The sequence below is a fragment of the Achromobacter sp. SD115 genome (genome assembly GCF_017355315.1).
In the GTDB taxonomy this organism is placed as follows: Bacteria; Pseudomonadota; Gammaproteobacteria; order Burkholderiales; family Burkholderiaceae_B; genus Achromobacter; species Achromobacter xylosoxidans_B.
Map to the genome: position 1 here is coordinate 36,559 of NZ_JADIJM010000032.1, position 20,421 is coordinate 56,979.

The window sequence follows — 20,421 nt, forward strand, 5'->3', positions numbered from 1 at the left end:
GTCAGATCGGGTTCGGCGCCTGCCCGTATCAGGTCAGGCTGGCGGCGTTGACGATGCCGGCGGCGATCGAAATCGACCCGATCAGCCCGCCCATGGCGATGTTGTTTTCTTCGATGGCCTCGTTCATGCCGCGCACGGCCTGGGACACGCCCACGTACACGACGATCTGCACCAACATGGCCACAAGGCCCCAGAGCAGGAACATGGCATAGCTCGCGTGGATCGCGATGCTCGAGCACAAGGTGAAGCTGAAGCCCACCAGCGCGCCGCCATACGACAGCACCGCGGCGATATTGCCTTCGCGGATCAGCTCGAATTCCTTGTAGCGCGTGACGGCCGTGTAGACCAGGGTGAAGACACCCAGCATGGCAAGCGCGGACGCCATATAGATCAGATAGGTCACCACCGGATGCATTGCTTCTCCCATTGCCACCCTCCTAATTGCGCGCAGTATATACGGCGCGTTCGATATACTGCGAACGCATTTTTCGTGTCGGACACCTCATGCGCGACCGCGTTCTCATTCTTTCGGTATTGATCGTCGCCTCCTGCGGTTTGGGCTATGAGCTCATCAGCAGCGCGCTGGCCAGCTATTTGCTGGGGGATTCGATACTGCAGTTCTCTTCCGTCATCGGCTGCTATTTGTTCGCCATGGGCATAGGCTCGTGGTTGTCAAAATATGTAAGAGACGAAGACGTTTTGAATCGCTTCATCGATGTGGAGCTGCTGGTCGCCCTGTTGGGCGGCGTCTCCGCCGCGGTGCTGTTCCTGGTCTTCGCCTGGATGGCCGCGCCCTTCCGCGCGGCCCTGTACGTGGGCGTATTCCTCATCGGCCTGATGGTCGGCATGGAGATCCCGCTGGTGATGCGGGTGTTCAACCAGCGCAAGACCGAGTTCCGCGAAATCGTCAGCCGCGTGCTGACCTTCGACTACCTGGGCGCACTGGCCGTGTCGCTGGTGTTCCCGCTGCTGCTCGCCCCCAAGCTCGGCCTGCTGCGCACCAGCTTCCTCTTCGGCATCATGAACGCCAGCGTGGCGCTGTGGACTACCTGGCTATTCCGCGCGGAGCTCCACCGGCCCGGCGAGAAAGCCATCCGCGCCAGCGTGGTGATCGGCTTCCTGGGGCTGGGTTTCATCTACTCCGGCAACATGACCGCCTGGGCCGAGAAGGGCCTGTACGGGGACGACGTGGTGCATGCGGAAACCACCCAATACCAGCGCCTGGTGGTCACGCGCTGGCACGACGACCTGCGCCTGTACATCAACGGCAACCTGCAGTTCTCGTCGCGCGACGAACACCGCTATCACGAAGCGCTGGTGCACCCCGGCTTGCAGGCCCTGCCCTGGGCGCGCAACGTGCTGGTGCTGGGCGGCGGCGACGGCCTGGCCGTGCGCGAAATCCTCAAATACAAGAATATCGAACACGTGACGCTGGTGGATCTGGACCCGGCCATGACCGGCCTGTTCTCGCGTTCCGAACCGCTGGTCAAGCTGAACCAGGGATCGCTGAAGGATCCGCGGGTCACGGTCGTCAACGACGACGCCGGCCGCTGGCTGGAAACCCATGCCGAGGTCTATGACTACATCGTGGTGGACTTTCCCGACCCGTCCAACTTCGGCCTGGGCCGCCTGTACTCGGTACCGGTCTATCACCTGATGGCGCGCCATCTGGCCGAGAACGGCTACATGGTGGTGCAGTCGACCTCGCCCTACTTCGCGCCGCGCTCGTTCTGGAGCGTGGACGCCACCTTGAAGGAGGCCGGGCTGAATACCTGGCCGTACCACACCTACGTGCCATCCTTCGGCGACTGGGGCTTCATCCTGGCCAGCAAGCGCCGCGACTACGAGCCGCCGGCGAGCATTACCGTGCCCACGCGCTATCTGGATCCGGTAACGACACGCGAACTGTTCCACTTCCCTGCCGACATGCCCGCGCTGGCGATGCCTCCGAACCGGCTGAACGAGCAGTCGCTCGTGCGCTACTTCGACGAAGACTGGCGCAAGGTCATCCGCTGATGCGGCGGCGCAGCTTCCTGCTGGGCGCGGCCACGGCAGCGATTGCCGGCACCGCCGGGTATTACCGTTCGCGCATCGTCGAGACCACGCCGGAAATCCATTACCCAGGCATGCAGGCGGGCCACGCCCTGCGCGACGGCGCAGCCTGGCCGCAGCCCTCGGCCAACCACCAGCGCGACGTCGTGATCCTGGGCTCGGGCGTGGCGGGCCTGTCCTGCGCCTGGAAGCTGGCGCGCGAAGGGCATACCGATTTCCTGGTGGTGCAGGGTCCCGAATTCGAAGGCAATGCCGCGGCCGGCCTGCGCAACGGCCTGGACTACCCCTTGGGCGCGCACTACCTGCCGCTGCCCTCGCTGGCGTCCACCCATGTGCGCGAGATGCTGGCCGACTTCGGCATCATCGAGCGCGGCGCAAGCGAGGCCCGCCCCTACTACGACGAAACCGCTTTGGTGCACTCGCCCCAGGAACGCCTGCTGCGTGGCGGCCGCTGGGAAGAAAGCCTGCTGCCCATGAGCGGGTTGCCGGAAGAAGATCTGGCGCAGCACCGCAAATTTCTTGCCCTGATCGAGCGCCTGCACACGCAGACTGGCAACGACGGCCGCAAGGTCTTCAGCATCCCGCTCACGCTTTCATCCCGGGACCCGGCCTGGCGCGCGCTGGACGCAATCACGTTCAAGCAATGGCTGGACCGCGAAGGCTACACCTCGCCCGCGCTGCATTGGTACCTGAACTACTGCTGCCGCGACGACTACGGCGCGCAGTACGACGTGGTTTCCGCCTGGGCCGGCCTGCACTATTTCGCCAGCCGCGACGGCCACGCCGAAAACGCGGGCGAAGGCGCCGTGCTGACCTGGCCCGGCGGCCTGTCGACGTTGATGCAGCGCATGCGCGACGCCATCACGGACAAGCTCGGCCGCGCTGATTGGCTGGCCGCCGGCACGGCGGTCCGGGTACAGGAGACGCCCGCCGGCGCGCTGGTCACCTGCCTGGCCTCGCCCTCCAGCGCCTACGCGGTGCAAGCACGCCGCGCCGTGTGTGCGATGCCCTTGTTTGTAGCCCAGCGCATCCTGCCCGACATCCGCGCCTATGGCTACGATCCGACGGTGCACGCGCCGCCGCACGCGCCCTGGATGGTGTCGAACTTCGTCATGGAAGGCTACCCGGCCGAAGCCCCGGGCGAACCGCTGTCCTGGGACAACGTGGTCTACCAGGGCAAGGCGCTGGGCTATGTCGTCTCCACGCACCAGCTGCTGCGCGTGGCACGCACGCCGCGCTGCGTCTTCACGGCGTATCACGCGCTCAGCGGACAGACGCCCCAGGCCGCACGCGAGTGGCTGACCCGCGCCAGTCCGGAAGAACTGCGGGCCGAGGCCGCGTCCGATCTGGTCGCGGCCTACGGCAAGGAATTCTGGCGCCACGCGCGCCAGCTGGAAATCACGGTGCGCGGCCATGCCATGGCCTCGCCGCTATGCGGCTACCTGTCCAATCCGGGATTGGCCGCGCTGCGCGACGTGGACGGTCCGATCCTGTTCGCGCACTCGGACCTATCGGGCTATTCCGTGTTCGAGGAAGCCTCGTGGTGGGGCGTGGCTGCCGCTGGGCGGATCATGGGCCAAAAGCCGCCGCAGGCCTGAAGTTCGCGCGCCGCGTTTTCGCCGGCCGCCTGCAATACAATTCCGCGAGCTTGCCGGGCATCACGGCACCTCCTGACCGGACTCAGATAAAAAGACATGGGAAAGCACGTCGTTGTCCTAGGCGCGGGTATCGTGGGCGTCTGCTGCGCGCTGGAACTGCAGCGCCGCGGCCTGTCCGTCACGCTGCTGGACCGGCAGGAGCCGGGGCTGGAAACCTCGCTGGGCAACGCCGGCGTGATCGCGCGCAGTTCGCTGATGCCGTTCAACCATCCGGGCCTGTGGGCCCAGTTGCCCCGGCTGCTGAAGAACGACACCGTGCAGTTCCGCTACAAGCTGGGCTATCTGGCGCAGAACCTGGGCTGGGCCGCCCGCTTCCTGCTCAACGCCCGACCGGCGGTGTTCAGGCAGACCGTGGAGGCGCTGGACGGTCTGATCCGGCTTTCGGCGCCCGAGCATCTGCGGCTGTTGAACGAATCGGGCGCGGCGCACCGGCTGCGCGATACCGGCTGGATTTTCCTGTACCGCTCGGAACAGGGCTGGAACAGCGGCGAACTGTCGCGCAAGACCTTTACCCAGTACCAGGTGCCGACCCAGGTCTTGCAGCCCGCGGAACTCGCGGAGATCGAACCCGCGCTTGCGCCCATCTTCCGCCGCGCCCTGTGGATCCAGGGCTCCTACTCCGTCAATGACCCGCACGAAGTGGTCGCGGCCTATGCCGCCCTGTTCCGCCGCTCAGGCGGCACGTTCCAGCGCCTGGCCGCCAGCGCCATCCGCCGCGAGGGCCAGGGCTGGGTCGTGCAAGGCGCACAGGGGTCCGGATCGGTGGCAGCGGATCGATTGGTGGTGGCGCTGGGCCCCTGGTCGAAGGGCCTCTTGAAAACGGCGGGCATAGACCTGCCCATGGCGTTCGAGCGCGGCTACCACATGCATTACAGCGGCGTGGACGGCGCCAGCCTGACGCGTCCGGTCTACGACACCGGCGGCGGCTATGTGCTGTCGCCCATGGCGCGCGGGCTGCGCCTGACCACGGGCGTGGAACTGGACGCCTGCGAGGCGCCCGCCCGGCCGCTGCAGCTGGAACTGGCGGAGGCGCGGGCCCGCGAGGCGTTTCCGCTGGACCGGCGGCTGGATGCCGAGCCATGGCTCGGGCGGCGTCCGACCTTGCCCGACAGCCGGCCGATGATAGGCGAGGCGCCGCGCCATCCCGGTCTGTGGCTGGCGCTGGGCCACCAGCACATCGGCTTCAGTACCGCCCCCGGCACGGCCAGGATACTGGGCGAACTGATGTGCGACGGCCGGAATGCCTCAGGCCACGAGGCATTCCGGCCGGGCCGGTTCATCTAGGGCGGCGGGAAGCCGCCGGCTGCGGTTCACGCAACCGGCGACTGGCGCTCACCCCAGCAACAGGGCGTCGTCCGAGATCTTCTCGCCGCGCACACGCTCGAACATGGCCAGCAGATCCGGCACGTCCATGCCGCGGCGCTCGTCGCCCGACACATCCAGCACCACTTGCCCTTGATGCAGCATGACGGTGCGGTCGCCCACGTCCAGCGCCTGGCGCATGCTGTGGGTCACCATCATCGTGGTGAGCTGGCTTTCGGCGACGATGCGCGCGGTCAGTTGCAACACGAAGTCCGCCGTGCGCGGGTCCAGCGCCGCCGTGTGCTCATCCAGCAGCAGGATGCGCGAAGGCTGCAAGGCCGCCATCAGCAGGCTGACCGCCTGGCGCTGGCCGCCCGACAAGAGGCCGATACGGTCGGTCAGGCGGTTTTCCAGGCCCAGGCCCAGCGTGGCCAGGCGCTCGCGGAAGCCCTCCTTCATGGAGGCCTTGACCGCGCGGCTGTAGCCGCGGCGCGCGCCGCGCATCTGCGCCAGCGCCATGTTCTCTTCGATGGTCAGGTCTTCGCAGGTGCCCGCCATGGGGTCCTGGAACACGCGGGCCACGCGGCCCGCGCGCGCCCACACCGGCTGGCGCGTGACGTCGACGCCGTTGATGTCGATGCGGCCGGAGTCGACCGGCAGGTCGCCCGACACCGCGTTCAGGAAGGTGGACTTGCCGGCGCCATTGGAGCCGATGACGGTCACGAACTGGCCCGAGGGGATCTCCAGCGACAGGCCGCGTAAGGCGCGGGTCTCGATGGGCGTGCCAGCGTTGAACGTAATTTTCAGGTCTTTTGCGGACAACATATCAGCGCACCTTTTTGCCGACCAGGCGGCGCTTGAGCATGGGAATGACCAGGGCGAACGTGACCAGCACCGCGGTGACGAGGTTCAGGTCTTGCGCCTTCAGGCCGATGAAATCGCTGTTCAGCGCCAGCGCGATGAAGAAGCGGTAGACGATGGCGCCGATGATGACCGCCAGCGTCGCCAGCACCAGCTTGCGCGACGGCAGGATGCTTTCGCCCACGATCACGGCGGCCAGGCCGATCACGATGGTGCCGATACCCATGGAGATGTCCGAACCGCCTTGAGTCTGGGCGAACAGCGCGCCCGCCAGCGCGACCAGCGCGTTGGACAGCGCCATGCCGCCCAGGATCATGCGGCCGGTATTGACGCCCTGGGCGCGGGCCATGCGGCCATTGGAGCCGGTGGCGCGCACGGCCAGGCCGGTCTGCGTGGCGAAGAACCAGTCCAGCGCCAGCTTGGCCAGGATCACAATCACGATCAGGATCAGCGGCCGGGCGACATAATCCGACAGCCATTCGGGCTGCAGGACGGTGAATACGGTGGATTCGGTGATCAGGGGAACGTTGGGCTTGCCCATGATGCGCAGATTGACCGAGTACAGCGCGATCATCATCAGGATGCTGGCCAGCAGGTCCATGATCTTGAGCTTGACGTTCAACCAGCCGGTGACCAGTCCGGCCGCGGCGCCCGCGACCGTGGCAATGACGGTGGCGAGGAAGGGGTCGGTGCCCGAAGCGATCAGCGTGGCACAGACCGCGCCACCCAACGGAAAGCTGCCGTCAACGGTCAGGTCCGGGAAGCGCAACAGACGGAACGAGATATACACGCCCAGAGCCACCAGGCTGAAGATCAGGCCGATCTCCAACGCGCCTAACAACGAGAACAATGACATGGGTCAAATCCAATCAGTAAGAAGCGAGCATATTAAGAAGTTGCACGAAGGCAAGAAACGAGCATATTAAAGAGTTGCAACGTCGGATATCTTGCGTTTCGGGGTCAGTTTTACCCCAGCTTTCGCAAGAAACGTTTCTCGGCGGTGGATTTTCTCTCGTTTCCTGCCAAAGCGTTCCCGTGCCGGGCGGCCAGGCCGCCAGCAGGAGTCTGCAGGACCATTCAGGGAGCAAAAACGCCGGGCGGGCTCGACGCCGTAAGGCGGGCCGCCGGCCATTCAAGACCAGCACATTGCGCCGGGCCGCGAGCATCTTGTGAATGCTGCCGCCCTGAAGACCATGGGGTAAGGCAAGACACCAAAAAATAAAACAAACCCCGCTCACGCCGGGTAGGCATGGCGGGGCAGGTACGGCTGATTATTACTTCACAACCACCGCGGCCGACTTGATGATCGCATCGGACAGGGTCACGCCCTGCTTGGCGGCGGCGCCCGGGTTCACGTAGAGCTCGAGCTTGGAGATCGTTTCCGAAGGGATGGCGCCGGGCTTCTCGCCCTTCAGGATGCGCACCACCACCTTGCCCGTCTGCACGCCCAGGTCGCGGTAGTTGATGCCCAGGGCGGCGATGCCGCCGCGCTTGACGCTGTCGGTGTCGGACGCGATCAGCGGGATCTTGGCGTCGTTGCCGACCTTGATCAGCGACTCATAGGCCGACACGACGTTGTTGTCGGTGTTGGTGTAGATAACGTCGACCTTGCCGATCAGGCTGCGGGCCGCGGAAGCCACGTCCACCGAACGCGGCGCGGCCGCTTCGACCAGGCTCATGCCCGACTTCGGCAGGATTTCCTGCAGCTTCTTCACGACCACGACCGAGTTGGCTTCGCCCGGGTTGTAGACAATGCCCACGCGCTTGGCGTTGGGGACGATTTTCTTGATCAGTTCGACCTGCTTGTCCAGGGCCAGCAGATCCGACACGCCAGTCACGTTGGTGCCCGAGGCGTCCATGCTGGCAACCAGCTGGGCGGCGACCGGATCGGTCACGGCGGAATACACCACCGGCACGTCCTTGGTGGCTGCGACCACGGCCTGGGCCGAGGGAGTGGCGATCGCGACGATGGCGTCGGGCTTGTCGCCGACGAACTTGCGCGCGATCTGGGCGGCGGTGCCGTTGTTGCCCTGGGCGCTCTGGTATTGCCACTTCAGGTTCTTGCCCGGCTCGTAGCCGGCTTGCTTGAGGGCGTCCTGCACCCCGTCACGCACGGCGTCCAGCGCCGGATGCTCGACGATGGCGGTCACCGCCACCGACTTCTGCTGCGCCGCCACCGGCGCGGCGATAGCCATCGCCAGCGCCATGGCGCCAACCGTCAGAAAATGTTTTTTTCCGATCAGCATAGTTAAGCTCCTTGAACCCTTGTATTTGCTCATTATTACGGCGCCGCTGGCGGCTCCCCGCCGGCCGGACTAGCCATAAAGCCGTATAGTCTAACTTGCCGCCACCCCAAAACGTTTGGGGGGAATCCCTGAAATGGTGCATGCCTCAACGGCATGCCCCGCGACGGAGCGCAGCGGCGTCAATATACTGAAAAAGCCCGGAATCGCTTTGGCCGGACAGACAGAAACCGGACTCTTTCCCAGCCGCCACCCGCAGCATCCAGAGGCCACATCATGATCAAACGCGCATTGGGCCGCTCCGGCCTGCAGGTTCCCCCGCTCACCTTCGGCGGCAACGTCTTCGGCTGGACCGTCGACGAAGCCGGCACCTACTCGCTGCTGGACGCGCTGGTGGACGCCGGCCTGAACTTCATCGACACGGCGGACGTGTATTCCCGCTGGGTCCCGGGCAACCAGGGCGGAGAATCCGAAGCCCTCATCGGCAAATGGCTCAAGCGCTCGGGCAAACGCGACCGTGTGCTGATCGCCACCAAGGTCGGCATGGAGATGGGACCCGACGCCAAGGGCCTGGCGCCCGCCTACATCCGCCGCTCGCTGGAAGCTTCCCTGGCCCGGCTGCAGACGGACCACATCGACCTGTACCAATCGCACCAGGACGATCCCGACACGCCGCTGACCGATACCCTGGCCGAATACGCCAAGCACATCGAGTCCGGCAAGGTGCGCGCCATCGGCGCATCCAACTACACCGCGGTGCGGCTGTCGGAAGCGCTGATCGCGAGCGAGCGGCACAGCCTGCCGCGCTACGAGAGCATCCAGCCGGAATACAACCTGTACCGCCGCGAGCCCTTCGAGTCAGGCCTGCAAAGCCTGGTGAAGACGCAGCAGATGGGCACGATCAATTACTACGCGCTGGCCAGCGGGTTCCTCAGCGGCAAGTACCGCAGCCCGGCCGACGCCGGCAAGAGCCCACGCGGCCGCAAGATCATCGAGACCTATCTCAACGACCGCGGCTACCGCATCCTGAAAGCGCTGGACGAAGTGTCCGAGGATGCCGGCTGCACGCCCGCCCAGGCCGCGCTGGCCTGGCAGATCGCGCAACCCGGCATCACCTCGCCCATCGTCAGCGCGACCTCGCTGGAACAACTGGACGAATTGGTCAAGGCGGCCAGCCTGACGCTGACGCATGATCAGCTGGCCAAGCTGAGCCAGGCGAGTGAATGGCGGTGATGAGGGCGTAGCGGAAAAGTCGGGCGGACCGAAGCGGCGCGTCCGTGCCCCATGAAGCGGCTCTTTCCAGGCCAGAAAAAGAAATCCCCGGCTCAAGGCCGGGGTGACATCAGGTCTTACATGATGGGTCGTAGGCTTGCGCCCATTGGAAGCCACCACCAACCTTGGAGAAATTCTATTCCGCACGGCTGCCTCCGGTCAATCTTGGACGGCCGTGGATTTCCCAGGGTGAGTGAAATGCCAACAACACTGCAATATCGGCCTGTTCTGATTGACACGCTCATCAGCAACGAGCGCATGAACAGCTACCAGACTGTCTTCCGCCCCTCGAACGATGTAGAGCTGATGGGCGTTTATCTGTGGAACACCTGCGCCAGCGGCGCGTTGTATCCACTGATCAATGCCGTGGAAATCAGCTTGCGCAATGCCATCGACCAGGCGCTGACCGCTGATCTGGGGTCGTTCTGGTGGTCGGGCGCCCGACTGCGGTATCAATCCTATGCGCCCGGCGCAGCACCGCCCTATGCCGTGCAGGCGGTGCATGACAATTTCGTCAAGGCGACACGCAAGTACATCGGCGAGGTACGCAGCCGCCACCGCCTACGCGGTCACATCACTCCCAATCATGCTGGCGTTATTTCCAAGACGGAATTCTCGTCCTGGGAGTTCCTGCTCGATGCCGATTTCATGGGCCGGGGCCTGATTTGGCCCAAGCATCTTTCAACCGTGTTTCGCGGGGCCTGGCCGGCCCGCCAGGCGAGCGTCGTGCTGGCACATGGCAGAGAGCTGGTCGCAACGCTGAGGGAATTCCGCAACCGGCTTTTCCATCACGAACCCGCGTGGAAACGCTACGGCGTTCAGACCGAGGCCGACGCGTTGCAACACCTGCAGGAAAAGATCGACAAGGCGGAAAGTTTGCTGGCCTTGATCCACCCGGAGAATCTGCGGTTGCTGCAGATAAACGGCCTGCTGCGCGACGCGCGCAGGGCCTGCACCGCAGGCGAGATACGCCGCTTCCAGCATCGGCTCCAGACCCGCAGGATCAGCTCCTTACGCAAGCTGGCCAGACTAGTAGATCAATCTGGACGAGAAAACAGGGCCCTCGCAGCGAAAGTCCATCTGGGATGCAGGCGGCGCTTCCTGATTCTGCCGGAGTGACGAAGCAGCCACGCCGCCCAGACGAAAAGGAAGGCGGTTTGCGAGCGGCGAACCGAGCCGATCGCAAACCCCTCTCCGACCCGCCCTCGATCAATCCAGCTTCACCCCCGAGTCCTTCACCACCTTGGCCCAGCGCCCAACCTCGCTGTCGACGAACTTGCCGAATTCGGCGCCGGTCAGCGTGGGCACGGCCGAACCGTTGCCAGCCCAGGTTTCCTTGATCTTCGGCGCGTTCAAGGCCTTGGTGATCTCGGCGCTCATCCTGTCCACGGCTTCCTTGGGCGTGCCAGCGGGCGCCCAGATCGCGTACCAGGTCGACACCACGTAGTTCGGCACGCCGGCCTCGGCGGCGGTCGGCACGTCGGGCAGCGATTGCGAACGCTCGGTGGCGGCCACGGCCAGCGGCTTGATCGTGCCGGAACGGATATGGCCCGCGGACGAACCCAGTCCGTCGAACGCCAGGTCCACCTGTCCGCCGATCAGGGCCGACAGCATGGGACCCGCGCCCTGGTAAGGCACGTCCACCAGTTTGATCCCGGTCTGCATGGCGAACAGCTCGCCGGCCAGGTGGTGCGTGCTGCCCTTGCCCGCGGTGCCGAAGTTGATTTCCCCGGGACGTTTCTTGGCGTAGTCGATCAGCTCCTGGACCGTCTTCACCGGCAGCTTGGCCGGGTTGATGACGATGACCTGCGGCGGCTGCGCGACCAGCGCCACCGGCACGAAGTCCTTCTGGATGTCGTAGTTCAGGTTTTTGTACAGCGAGGGGGCCAACGCGTGATGCGCGCCGCCCATGAAGAAGGTGTAGCCGTCGGGCCTGGCCTTGGCCGCGACACCCGCGCCCACGGTTCCGCCCGCCCCGCCCTTGTTGTCGATGACCACGGGCTGGCCCAACTGCGTAGTCAGTTGCTGGGCCAGCGGACGGGCGAAGGTGTCCGTGCCGCCGCCGGCGGGGAACGGAACGATCAGCGTGATCGGGCGTTCGGGCCATTGCGCGGCGGCGACGCCGCCAAAACCCAGGGCGGCCACGGCGAACACGGCCGCGGCGGTGGTGCGATATTTCATATTGTCTCCTCTTGCTGCAGCATGGGGACGGCGCGGTTTTGTGCGTCTCGTCTCTTGAAGTTCTTGTAGGGAATGGGCTGCCTGGACCTGCGGTTGGGTGTGGACGTGGACTCCTGAGGAATGGCCTGCGCGGCGCATGAATGCCGCGCCAGGCCGGAAAAATCCGCCCCCCGGTCCGGGTAGCGGTCCGGGCGAACGTCAGAGCGCTTTATAGGTTTCGCGCAGTACGTTCTTCTGCACCTTGCCCATCGTGTTGCGTGGCAGTTCGCCGACGATGTGCAGACGCTTGGGCACCTTGAAATTGGCGATGCGCGATTTCAACTCGGCCTGCATGGCGTCCGCGTCCAGCGCCACGCCATCCTTGGGCACCACCACCGCCACCACGGCCTCGCCGAAGTCGGCATGCGGCACGCCGATGACCGCCGATTCAGCCACGCCGGGCATGTCGTCGATCAGGGTCTCGATTTCCTTGGGATAGACGTTGAATCCGCCGGAAATGATCAAGTCCTTGCTACGGCCCACGATGGACAGATAGTCGGCAGGCACATCGCGCCCGGCGGACTCGCCGCCCCAGCGGCCCACGTCCCCGGTCTTGAACCAGCCGTCCGCGGTGAATTCCTCGCGGGTCTTTTCCGGCATGCGCCAATAGCCCGAGAACACGTTCGGCCCGCGCACCTGCACATTGCCGATTTCGCCGGGCGCGAGCGCAATGCCGGCATCGTCGACCACCCGCATCTGCACGTCAGGCAAGGCGCGGCCCACGGTACCCGCCAGGCGCTCGCCCAGCTTGGGGTCATAGGGATTGGAGGTGAGCATGACCGTCTCGCTCATGCCGTAGCGTTCCAGGATGGCGTGGCCGCTGCGCTGCTGGAAGTCCGAGAAGGTCTCGGCCAGCAAGGGCGCCGAACCCGAAATGAAGAGGCGCATGTTGGCGCAAACACCGCAGTCGAAGCGCGAGTCGGCCAGCAGGCGCACGTAGTAGGTCGGCACGCCCATCATTACCGTGCTCTGGGGCAGGTAGCGCAGGGCCTGATCGACGTCCAGCTTCGGCAGCCAGATCATCCTGGCGCCAGCCAGCAAGGCGCCATGCGAGGCCACGAACAGGCCGTGCACGTGGAATATCGGCAGCATGTGCAGCAGCACGTCGTCCGAGCGCCAGCCCCAATAGTCGTGCAGCACGCGGGCATTGGCGGCCAGGTTGCCGTGCGACAGCATCGCGCCCTTGCTGCGGCCGGTCGTGCCGGAGGTGTACAGGATGGCGGCCAGGTCGTCGGGCTTGCGCGCCACGGTCTTGAAGGTCTGCGCCAAGCCGCCGGCGGCATCCAGCAGCGTGCCGCTGCGGTCCTCGTCCAGCGTGTACACGTGCGCGGTGCCAGCCTTGTCGGCGGCGCGCTGCACCCAGTCCAGATTCTTGCTGGAGCAGACCACCACGGCCGGCTCGGCATTGCCCAGGAAGTACTCGATTTCCGATTCGCGGTAGGCGGTGTTCAGCGGCAGGTACACCAGGCCCGCGCGCAGCGTGGCCAGGTACAGCAGCAGCGCTTCGGGCGACTTCTCGACCTGCACCGCCACGCGCGAACCCGCCGGCAGGTCCAGCGAGGTCAGCAGGTTCGCCAGGCACGCGGTGGCGCGATCGATGTCGTCCCAGGTGTATTGCAGGTCGGGCGTTTCCAGCGCGACTTTGCTGCGGTCTTTGGGGAAGCCGCCTTGCAGGACAGCATATAGATTTGCGTTGCTCACCTTGTCTAGTCTCCGGAAAAGGAAGGGTCCTCGCCGGCCAGGAAAGCGCGCACGCCCTCCTTGTGGTCCCGGCTGTCGGCGTACGAGAAATAATCCTGGTATTCGGCTTCGGTCAAGGCGCCGCCCGCGGCGAGCCTGCGCGACAAGCGCTTGTTGATACGGGCCGCCAGCGGCGCGCCGGCGGCGATGCGCCGGGCGCTGCGCGTGGCCGCGTCGGCCACCTGGCCGTCGGCGACGATGCGGGTCAGCAGGCCCAGTTCACGGGCCTCTTCGGCGCCGAACACGCGGCCTTCGAGCAGGATGGCCAGGGTGGCGGCGCGCCCGACCAGGGCCAGCAGGCCGCTCATTTCGTCGGGCGCCATGGGAAATCCCAGGCGGTTGATCGGCACACCGAAACGCGCCGACTCGCCGGCGATCCGTAGATCGCACTGGCTGGCGATCTCCAGGCCGCCGCCCACGCACACGCCCTCGATCTGCGCCACCACCGGATGCGGACACAGGGCGACCGCCTGCAGGGCAGGCGCCAGTACCTCGCGGTGGTAGCGCTGCACGCCGGCCATGTCGCCGCGCTGCGCGGGAAATTCGCGGATGTCGGCCCCGGCGGCGAAATTGCCGCCCTCGCCGCGCACGATCACGCAGCGCAGGGCGTCGTCCTGTGCGATGCGGGTGAACACGTCCCGCAGTTCATGCCACATGCCCACCGTGATCGCGTTCAGGCGCCCCGGGTGCGATAGCGTCACCCGGACCAGATCGCCCTCGCGCTCCAGCAGCACGCGGCCGGCCACGTTGTCCGTCATGTCTCCTGCCCTCTTTCTTATGTTGTTGGGTAGCGGGCGCGGCGCCTACGCCACCCGCCCCACGCCTCGGCTGACCTGCGGCTTGCCTTCTCCCAGCAGGGCGAGGTTGTCGTCCAGTTCGTCGAGGTCGTAGAGGTAGTTCACCATCATCCCGCAAGACTGTTTGAGCCCCTTGGGCGAGGTATCCGCGGCCCAGTTGAGCCGTTCGATGCGCGCGCCGTTGCCCAGGTGAAAGCGCGCCACCGCGTCCACCGGCATGCCGTTCTTCATGGACTGCAGATAATTGGCCGTCAGGCGGAAACCGGCACGCTTGACCACGTCCACGGCCTTGCCTTGGGCCGCCTTGGCCAAGCGCGCGACCCAGCGCCGCCCGTCGGGCACGCCCTCGCGCTTGCGCGACTTGGCGCGCACCTTGTCCTCGCGCACGATGGCCTCCACCGCCTCGGCGTCCAGCTTGGCCAGCCAATCGGCGAAGCCCGGGATGGGGGACAGCGTGGCGAAGGACTTCAGCTTGGGCAGTTCGTGCAGCAGCTGCTCGACCACGCGCTTGAGCAGGAAATTGCCGAAGCTGATCCCCTTCAAGCCGGGCTGCGTGTTGGAGATGGAATAGAAGATGGCCCAGCGCGCCTTGTCCAGGTCCTGCGGTGGCAAGGTGCTGTCCAGCAGCACCTGCACGTTGTCGGCCATCTGGCTGGCGAAGGCCACTTCCACGAAGATGAGCGGCACGCCCGGCATTTGCGGATGGAAGTAGGCGTAGCAGCGGCGGTCCGGCGAGACGCGGCGGCGCAGGTCGTCCCAGGAGGTGATCTCGTGCACGGCCTCGTAGAGAATCAACTTTTCCAGCAGCGACGCCGGCGAATCCCAGGTCAGCGGCCGCAACTCCAGCAGGCCCACGTCGAACCAGGCGGACAGCAGGCCTTCGAGATCCTTGTCCAGCGTCTGGATGCCCGCCACCTGCTTGCGCCAGCGCAGCATGTCCGCGCGCAGCTCGACCAGGAAGCGCAGGCCCTGGGGCTGGGCATTGAAGCGTTTGAACAAGCGCACGCCCTCGCCGCCGTCGCCCGCATAGCCGCCGCGCGCCTGCGCCAGCGCCGTCAGCATCAGCCGGCGGTCCTTGCCGTCCGCGGCGCTGTACTGCTCGCACCAGCGGCGCGCCAGCTTGTTGGCGGCCACGTCGGTCAGGCGCGCCTCGAACAGGCGCCGGACTTCGGATTCGCTGGGCAACCGGCCGCGTTCCCACAGCTTGCCCAGGCGGGACATCAGGCCGGCGCTTTCAGCGGCGGCGGCCGCGGCACCGGCCGCCGCGGCATCGGCCGCCGCATCGACGGCATCGGCCTCGGGCTCAGGCGTGCGTGCGCCGCGCGCGGGTGCGAGATGGGCGGGTGCGGACATGGGCGGGCTCCTCGATGACGATGGGATCGGACGGCGCCGCGTCGGCGGCATCCGCATGGCTCAATGCGCGCAGCGCTTCCAGCTGCCGCATCAGATGATTGTGCGCGAGCGCTTGCGCGGCCTCGCTGTCGTGTGCCTTGAGCGCCTCGAATATGGCCAGGTGCTCGGCGCAGGACTGCTGGATGCGGCCGGGCTGCGACAGGCTGCGGTGGCGCGACAGGCTCAGCACCTTGCGCAGATTGCCCACCATGTCCGACAGCCATTGGTTGCCGGCCAGCGCCTGCACCGCTTCGTGGATCAGGTAATTGGTCTTGTAGTAGGCGTCGATGCGGCCGGCCTGGGCGTGGCCCGCCAGCGCCGCGTGCAGCGGCTCTAGTTCAGCCAGTTGCGCGTCGCTGGCCTTGCGCGCGGCCTCGAACGCGCAGCGCCCTTCCAGCATGGCCATCAGAGGGAAGATGTCTTCCAGGTCTTGCGCCGACAGCTCGTTGACGAAGCAGCCCCGGCGCGGCTCCAGCCGCACCAGCCCTTCGGTGGCCAGCACCTTGAGCGCCTCGCGCAAGGGAGTGCGCGAAATGCCCAGCTCGCCCGCCAGGCGCAATTCGTCGATCCATTCGCCGTTACGCAGGGAGCGCGCGTGGATCATGCCGCGCAGGCGGTCCGCGACTTCCAGGTAGAGGGCTTGCCGGACGATGGGTAGGGTCATGGGTCAACGGCCTGGACTATGCCGTAATTCATAATTATGAATAAGGCCATGATAGAGCCGGATGCGGGAAAAAGAAAACCCCTTACGTCTCGGTAGCTACCCTAAGAAAAAAAAAGCCCCCGCCTTGCGGAGGCTCGGTGGCCCGTCCTTGGAAAATTGGACTGGACGTCAGAAGTGCAATACCCCGTCCACCGCGTGACGGGTCAGCGAGCGGGCCCAACGGCGCGCCGGCAGGCCGAACTTGGCCTCCACCACTTCGGCCCGGGCCAGCAATTCGGCGGGCGTGACTTCCAGTCGCGGACCGGAGAATGCCAGCACGATCTGGTTGCCCGCTTCGACTTCGGGCAGCAGCACGATGCGGTCGTCGAAGGCCTTGGAGAGGTTGTCGATGTTCTTGCCGAAGCTCTCGTGGCGGCCGAACAGGTTCACGGCCAGCACGCCGACCTCGCCCAGCACGCGGCGGCAGTCGCGGTAGAACTTCACGCTGTCGCGCACCGGTCCCTCGGCGGAGGCGTCGTACAGGTCGACCATCAGCACCGGGCAGCGCCCGGCGTTCATGGGATCGGCCACCCAGGCGCCAGCATCGGCGTGCTCGACTTCGAGACGGTTCGCGCCGGGCAGGCGGAAGAACATGTGGCAGGCCGCCGTCACGCGCGGATTCCACTCCACCGCCAGCAGCGGGCTGCGCGCGTGCTTCACGCAATAGCGCGCCAGCGAGCCGGCGCCCAGGCCCAGCATGCCGATGGCTTCGTCCTTGGGCGGCTCCAGGAACAGCAGCCAGGCCATCATCTGCGCGGTGTATTCGAGCACCAGCTCCGACGGATTCTTGATGCGCATGGCGCCCTGGACCCAGACGGTGTTGAAGTGCAGATAGCGGACGCCGTCCACCTCGGACAGGGTCGGCTGGTCCAGCTCGGAAGGAAAGTTCGATTTGTGCATGGCGGCGATTGTAGGTCGGACGCCGCCCGCGCGTCAGGCGCCCGGCCGTGGCGGACTACGCGGCCAGCTTGCGGTTCCCGCCCTCCCAGATGCGTTCCAACAATTCCGCGCGCGACATTTCCGCCTGCAAGCCCGCCGCCAGGCGCAGCACCCGCTTCAGGTACAGATGCGCATCGCACTCCCAGGTGACGCCCAGGGCGCCATGGACCTGGATGGCGTTCTGCGCGGCGCGCCGGCCGGCTTCGACCGCCAGCAGCGGCGCGAAGAGGCTGTCGCGTTCCGTCGTGGCGGCGCCCGCATCATGCGCCGCGACGGCCGCGATGCCCGCCAGTCTGGCGTCGTCCAAGGCCATCCAATCCTCGGCCAAGCGATGCTTGATCGCCTGGTTGGCGCCAATGGCGCGGTCGAACTGGCGGCGCTCGCGCGCATGGGCCGCGGCCATTTCCAGCGCGGCCGAGGCCGCGCCCAGCAGCTCGGCCGAACGCAGCAGGCGCAGCCGCGTGCGCAACCGCTCCCAGGTTCCAGCCTCGCCCCCCAGTTCGACGCTCTCCAGCACCTGCGGACGGACCACGCGCGCCACGGGCATGGTCGGATCGAGTCCGGCGGAACCGGACACTGGCGCTAACACCTCCAAGCGCAGGTGGGTGGCGTCCAGGCGCCGCGCCGCCAGGACGCGCACGCCCTCGCCCGCGCCTTCGATAAAGGCGGAGCCGTCGGGACGCATGGCGGCGTCGGCGAAATACGTATCGCCCGCCATCACGGCACCCGCCCATTGCGCGGCCAACCCTGCCGCTCCCGCCGCGCACAAGGTTGGCAGCACCACCATATTGGCCGCCAGCGGCAGGCTCAGCAGGTGCCGCCCGGCGGCTTCGGCCACGATCCAGGCTTCACGCATGCCCAGTCCCAGCCCGTCCTGCGCGGCCGGCGCCAGCAAGGCCGGCCAGCCCTGGGAGGCGAACTCGCGCCACTGCGCCAGGCGCGCTTCATAGGGCTTGCAGGCCGCGGCGCGGGCCACGGATGGCGGATGGCGGTCGGCCAGAAATCGCCGGGCCGCGTCGTCCAGCATGCGCTGGTCTTCGGTCGGATGCAGATCCATGAGGTTCAAGCCTTGGGCAGGCCGAGCATCTGCTCGGCGATGATATTGCGCTGGATTTCAGAGGTGCCGGCCAGTATGGTTTCGGCGCGCGACCACAGGTAGGCGTGCGTCAGTTCGGCGGCACGCGCGTCGGGCGCGCCATCCGCCAGGCAGGCGTCCTCGCCCAGCAATTGCAGCGACAGTTCCAGCAAACGCTGGTGCGCTTCGCTCCAATGGATCTTGGTCGACGAGCCCTCGGGCCCCGGCGGATCCCCGCGCATCGCGCCGGCCAGCGCGCGTTGCGATTTCAGCGCCAGCACGTGGCTGTCGGCCGCCAGCCGCGCCCACTGCTGGCGCACCGCGGCCGAAGACGCCGGCACCTGGCCATGGGCGTCGGCGCGCAGCGCCAGTTCGCGCACCTGGCTCAGTTCCTGCGCGAATCGCACCAGCCGCGGGATGAAGTAAGTGCCGCGCTCGAAACTGGCCGCGGCCATGGCGATCTTCCAGCCCTGGTTCGGCTCGCCCAGCAGGCCGTCCTCGGGCACGAACACGTCCTCGAAGAACACCTCGCAGAATTCGGCCTCGCCCGTGATCTGGCGGATGGGCTCGACCCGCACGCCGGGGCTGCGCATATCCACCAGCAGGAAACTCAGGCCCCTGTGCTTGGCCGCCTGCGGATCGGTGCGCGCCAGCACGAAGCACCACTGCGCGCGGTCGGCGAACGAGGTCCAGATCTTGTGGCCATTCAAGCGGTAGCCGCCGGGCGCGGCCTCCGCCCGCGTGCGCACCGACGCCAGGTCGGAGCCGGCGCCCGGCTCCGAATAGCCCTGGCACCAGACTTCGCGGTTCGACAGGATGCCGGGCAGGAAACGGCGCTTCTGCGCCTCGCTGCCGAAATGCAGCAGGGTCGGCGCCAGGATGCCGTGTCCGATCAGGTTCACACCCAGCGGCGCGCCGCAGCGCGCGTGCTCTTCGTGGAACACCGCCTGCCGCGACAGCGGCAGGGCGCGGCCCCCGTGCTCCTTGGGCCAGCCCAGCCCGGACCAGCCGTTGGCGCACAAGGTGTCTTCCCACGCGCGCCTGAAATCCAGGCTGCGCGGATCCGCCCCACCCGGCCAGTCCTGCGCGAAACGGGCGTAGGCCGATGCCAGCCAGCCGCGCAGGTCCAGGCGGAACGCCTCATCTTCCCGCGCGGCGCTTTCCAACTGCGTCATGCCATTACTCCAGGCGGATATTCGAATCGCGCGCGACCTTGGCCCAGGTGCTCACGTCCTGGCGGATGAAAGCGGCGAAGGTCTTGGGATCGCTGCCGATGATGTCCAGTCCCAGGCCCGTGAACTGCGCCTTGACGTCGGGCTGTTGCAGGATCTGCGCCAGATTGCTGTAGATCTTGTCCACCACCGGCTGCGGCGTGCGCGCCGGCGCCACCAGGCCCAGCCACGGCATGGCCGAATAGCCCGGCAGGCCCGAGGCCGCCACGGTCGGCAGGTCCGGCACCGAGGCCGAAGGCTGGGCGGTGGTCACCGCCAGCACGCGCAGCTTGCCGTCCTTGACGAAGGGGCCGGACGAGGCCCAGGCGTCGAACATGACTTGCAGGCGGCCCGCCACCAGATCGTTGAGCGCCGGCGCGCTGCCCTTGTACGGGATGTGCGTCATCTGCACGCCCGCCATGCTGTTGAAGAGTTCGGCCTCCAGATGGGTCGAACTGCCCGTGCCGACCGAGCCGTAGCTGACCTTGCCCGGATTCGCCTTCAGGTAGGCGATCAGCTCGCCCACGTTCTTGGCCGGCACCGAGGGATGCACCTCCAGCACGTGCACCACCGAGGCCACCTGGCTGATGGGCGCGAAGTCCTTGATCGGGTCGTAGTTCACCTTGGCGTAGATGCTGGGCGCGATGCCCAGCGACGAGGCCGCCATCAGCAAGGTATAGCCGTCGGGTTCGGCGCGCGACACGTAGTCGGACGCGATCATGGTGCCGCCGCCCGGCTTGTTCTCCACGATCACCGGCTGGCCCAGCTTGCCGCTGAGCTTTTCCGCCAGCAGGCGGCTCATGATGTCGGTCGCGCCGCCTGGCGAGAACGGCACCACGATGCGTATCGGGCGGTTGGGATAGCTGTCCTGGGCCATGGTCTGGCCCGTGACGCCGATGCAAGCCAGCGCGACGCCGGCCAATAGTTTCTTCATCATGCTTGTCTCCTCCTGGGGT

18 protein-coding genes are annotated in these 20,421 nt (G+C 66.6%); 5 read left to right on the forward strand and 13 right to left on the reverse strand.

All coding sequences use genetic code 11. The features are described from left to right. Nucleotides 1-28: 28 nt before the first annotated feature. Nucleotides 29-415 carry a DUF350 domain-containing protein gene (locus tag IPU70_RS30055; protein WP_041654065.1) on the reverse strand — a complete coding sequence of 129 codons (387 nt, stop codon included), beginning with the start codon at nt 413-415 and terminating at the stop codon, nt 29-31. Between the two features lie 89 nt (nt 416-504). Between IPU70_RS30055 and IPU70_RS30060 the strand changes: the two genes are divergently transcribed. The 3 genes from IPU70_RS30060 (at nt 505) to IPU70_RS30070 (ending at nt 4,994) form a co-directional block, all read left to right on the forward strand. Next, complete coding sequence (locus IPU70_RS30060; protein WP_207472775.1) at nt 505-2,016, forward strand: polyamine aminopropyltransferase; 1,512 nt, start codon at nt 505-507, stop codon at nt 2,014-2,016. Next, a complete protein-coding gene (locus IPU70_RS30065; protein ID WP_207472776.1) occupies nt 2,016-3,650 on the forward strand; it encodes an NAD(P)/FAD-dependent oxidoreductase in 1,635 nt (544 codons plus the stop codon). Before IPU70_RS30060 ends, IPU70_RS30065 begins: the two co-directional genes overlap by 1 nt. 96 nt (nt 3,651-3,746) lie before the next feature. Then, nucleotides 3,747-4,994, forward strand: coding sequence for an FAD-binding oxidoreductase (locus IPU70_RS30070; protein ID WP_207472777.1), 1,248 nt, complete (start codon nt 3,747-3,749; stop codon nt 4,992-4,994). A gap of 48 nt (nt 4,995-5,042) precedes the next feature. Here IPU70_RS30070 and IPU70_RS30075 read toward each other — a convergent pair whose 3' ends face one another. The 3 genes from IPU70_RS30075 to IPU70_RS30085 all read right to left on the reverse strand — a co-directional run bounded on the left by IPU70_RS30075 (nt 5,043) and on the right by IPU70_RS30085 (nt 8,119). Beyond that, a complete protein-coding gene (locus IPU70_RS30075) occupies nt 5,043-5,837 on the reverse strand; it encodes an ABC transporter ATP-binding protein (protein ID WP_013395026.1) in 795 nt (264 codons plus the stop codon). Nucleotide 5,838: 1 nt separating this feature from the next. Next, a complete protein-coding gene (locus IPU70_RS30080; protein ID WP_013395027.1) occupies nt 5,839-6,729 on the reverse strand; it encodes an ABC transporter permease in 891 nt (296 codons plus the stop codon). A 418-nt stretch (nt 6,730-7,147) separates the two neighbouring features. Then, nucleotides 7,148-8,119, reverse strand: a complete 972-nt coding sequence (locus IPU70_RS30085) for an ABC transporter substrate-binding protein (RefSeq protein WP_207472778.1) — start codon at nt 8,117-8,119, stop codon at nt 7,148-7,150. Nucleotides 8,120-8,392: 273 nt separating this feature from the next. On the opposite strand from IPU70_RS30085, the gene IPU70_RS30090 reads away from it, so the two are divergent. Both IPU70_RS30090 and IPU70_RS30095 read left to right on the forward strand, forming a co-directional pair. After that, the gene (locus tag IPU70_RS30090) at nt 8,393-9,349 is read left to right on the forward strand and encodes an aldo/keto reductase (RefSeq protein WP_207472779.1); all 957 of its coding nucleotides are present in this window, start codon (nt 8,393-8,395) and stop codon (nt 9,347-9,349) included. Between the two features lie 237 nt (nt 9,350-9,586). Continuing rightward, nucleotides 9,587-10,507: a CAAX protease gene (locus IPU70_RS30095; RefSeq protein WP_207472780.1), complete on the forward strand. Its 921-nt coding sequence runs from the start codon at nt 9,587-9,589 to the stop codon at nt 10,505-10,507. A 90-nt stretch (nt 10,508-10,597) separates the two neighbouring features. Here the strand turns inward: IPU70_RS30095 and IPU70_RS30100 are convergent, their stop codons facing one another. The 9 genes from IPU70_RS30100 to IPU70_RS30140 all read right to left on the reverse strand — a co-directional run bounded on the left by IPU70_RS30100 (nt 10,598) and on the right by IPU70_RS30140 (nt 20,402). Further along, nucleotides 10,598-11,569 carry a tripartite tricarboxylate transporter substrate binding protein gene (locus tag IPU70_RS30100; RefSeq protein ID WP_013395030.1) on the reverse strand — a complete coding sequence of 324 codons (972 nt, stop codon included), beginning with the start codon at nt 11,567-11,569 and terminating at the stop codon, nt 10,598-10,600. Nucleotides 11,570-11,767: 198 nt separating this feature from the next. Continuing rightward, a complete protein-coding gene (locus IPU70_RS30105) occupies nt 11,768-13,309 on the reverse strand; it encodes a malonyl-CoA synthase (RefSeq protein WP_207472781.1) in 1,542 nt (513 codons plus the stop codon). 5 nt (nt 13,310-13,314) lie between these two features. Next, nucleotides 13,315-14,106 carry an enoyl-CoA hydratase/isomerase family protein gene (locus IPU70_RS30110; protein WP_207472782.1) on the reverse strand — a complete coding sequence of 264 codons (792 nt, stop codon included), beginning with the start codon at nt 14,104-14,106 and terminating at the stop codon, nt 13,315-13,317. 45 nt (nt 14,107-14,151) lie between these two features. Continuing rightward, nucleotides 14,152-15,498: a malonyl-CoA decarboxylase domain-containing protein gene (locus IPU70_RS30115; RefSeq protein ID WP_207472790.1), complete on the reverse strand. Its 1,347-nt coding sequence runs from the start codon at nt 15,496-15,498 to the stop codon at nt 14,152-14,154. Next, on the reverse strand, nt 15,449-16,201 hold the full coding sequence (locus IPU70_RS30120; protein ID WP_207472792.1) for a GntR family transcriptional regulator: 753 nt from the start codon (nt 16,199-16,201) through the stop codon (nt 15,449-15,451). Before IPU70_RS30120 ends, IPU70_RS30115 begins: the two co-directional genes overlap by 50 nt. 168 nt (nt 16,202-16,369) lie before the next feature. After that, nucleotides 16,370-17,140 carry a spermidine synthase gene (locus IPU70_RS30125; protein ID WP_207472794.1) on the reverse strand — a complete coding sequence of 257 codons (771 nt, stop codon included), beginning with the start codon at nt 17,138-17,140 and terminating at the stop codon, nt 16,370-16,372. Between the two features lie 55 nt (nt 17,141-17,195). Beyond that, nucleotides 17,196-18,236: an acyl-CoA dehydrogenase family protein gene (locus tag IPU70_RS30130; RefSeq protein WP_207472795.1), complete on the reverse strand. Its 1,041-nt coding sequence runs from the start codon at nt 18,234-18,236 to the stop codon at nt 17,196-17,198. A 5-nt stretch (nt 18,237-18,241) separates the two neighbouring features. Then, nucleotides 18,242-19,429 (reverse strand): acyl-CoA dehydrogenase family protein, encoded by a 1,188-nt coding sequence (locus IPU70_RS30135; RefSeq protein ID WP_207472804.1) that lies wholly within the window; start codon nt 19,427-19,429, stop codon nt 18,242-18,244. A 4-nt stretch (nt 19,430-19,433) separates the two neighbouring features. Further along, a complete protein-coding gene (locus tag IPU70_RS30140) occupies nt 19,434-20,402 on the reverse strand; it encodes a tripartite tricarboxylate transporter substrate binding protein (RefSeq protein ID WP_207472806.1) in 969 nt (322 codons plus the stop codon). Nucleotides 20,403-20,421 lie beyond the last annotated feature (19 nt).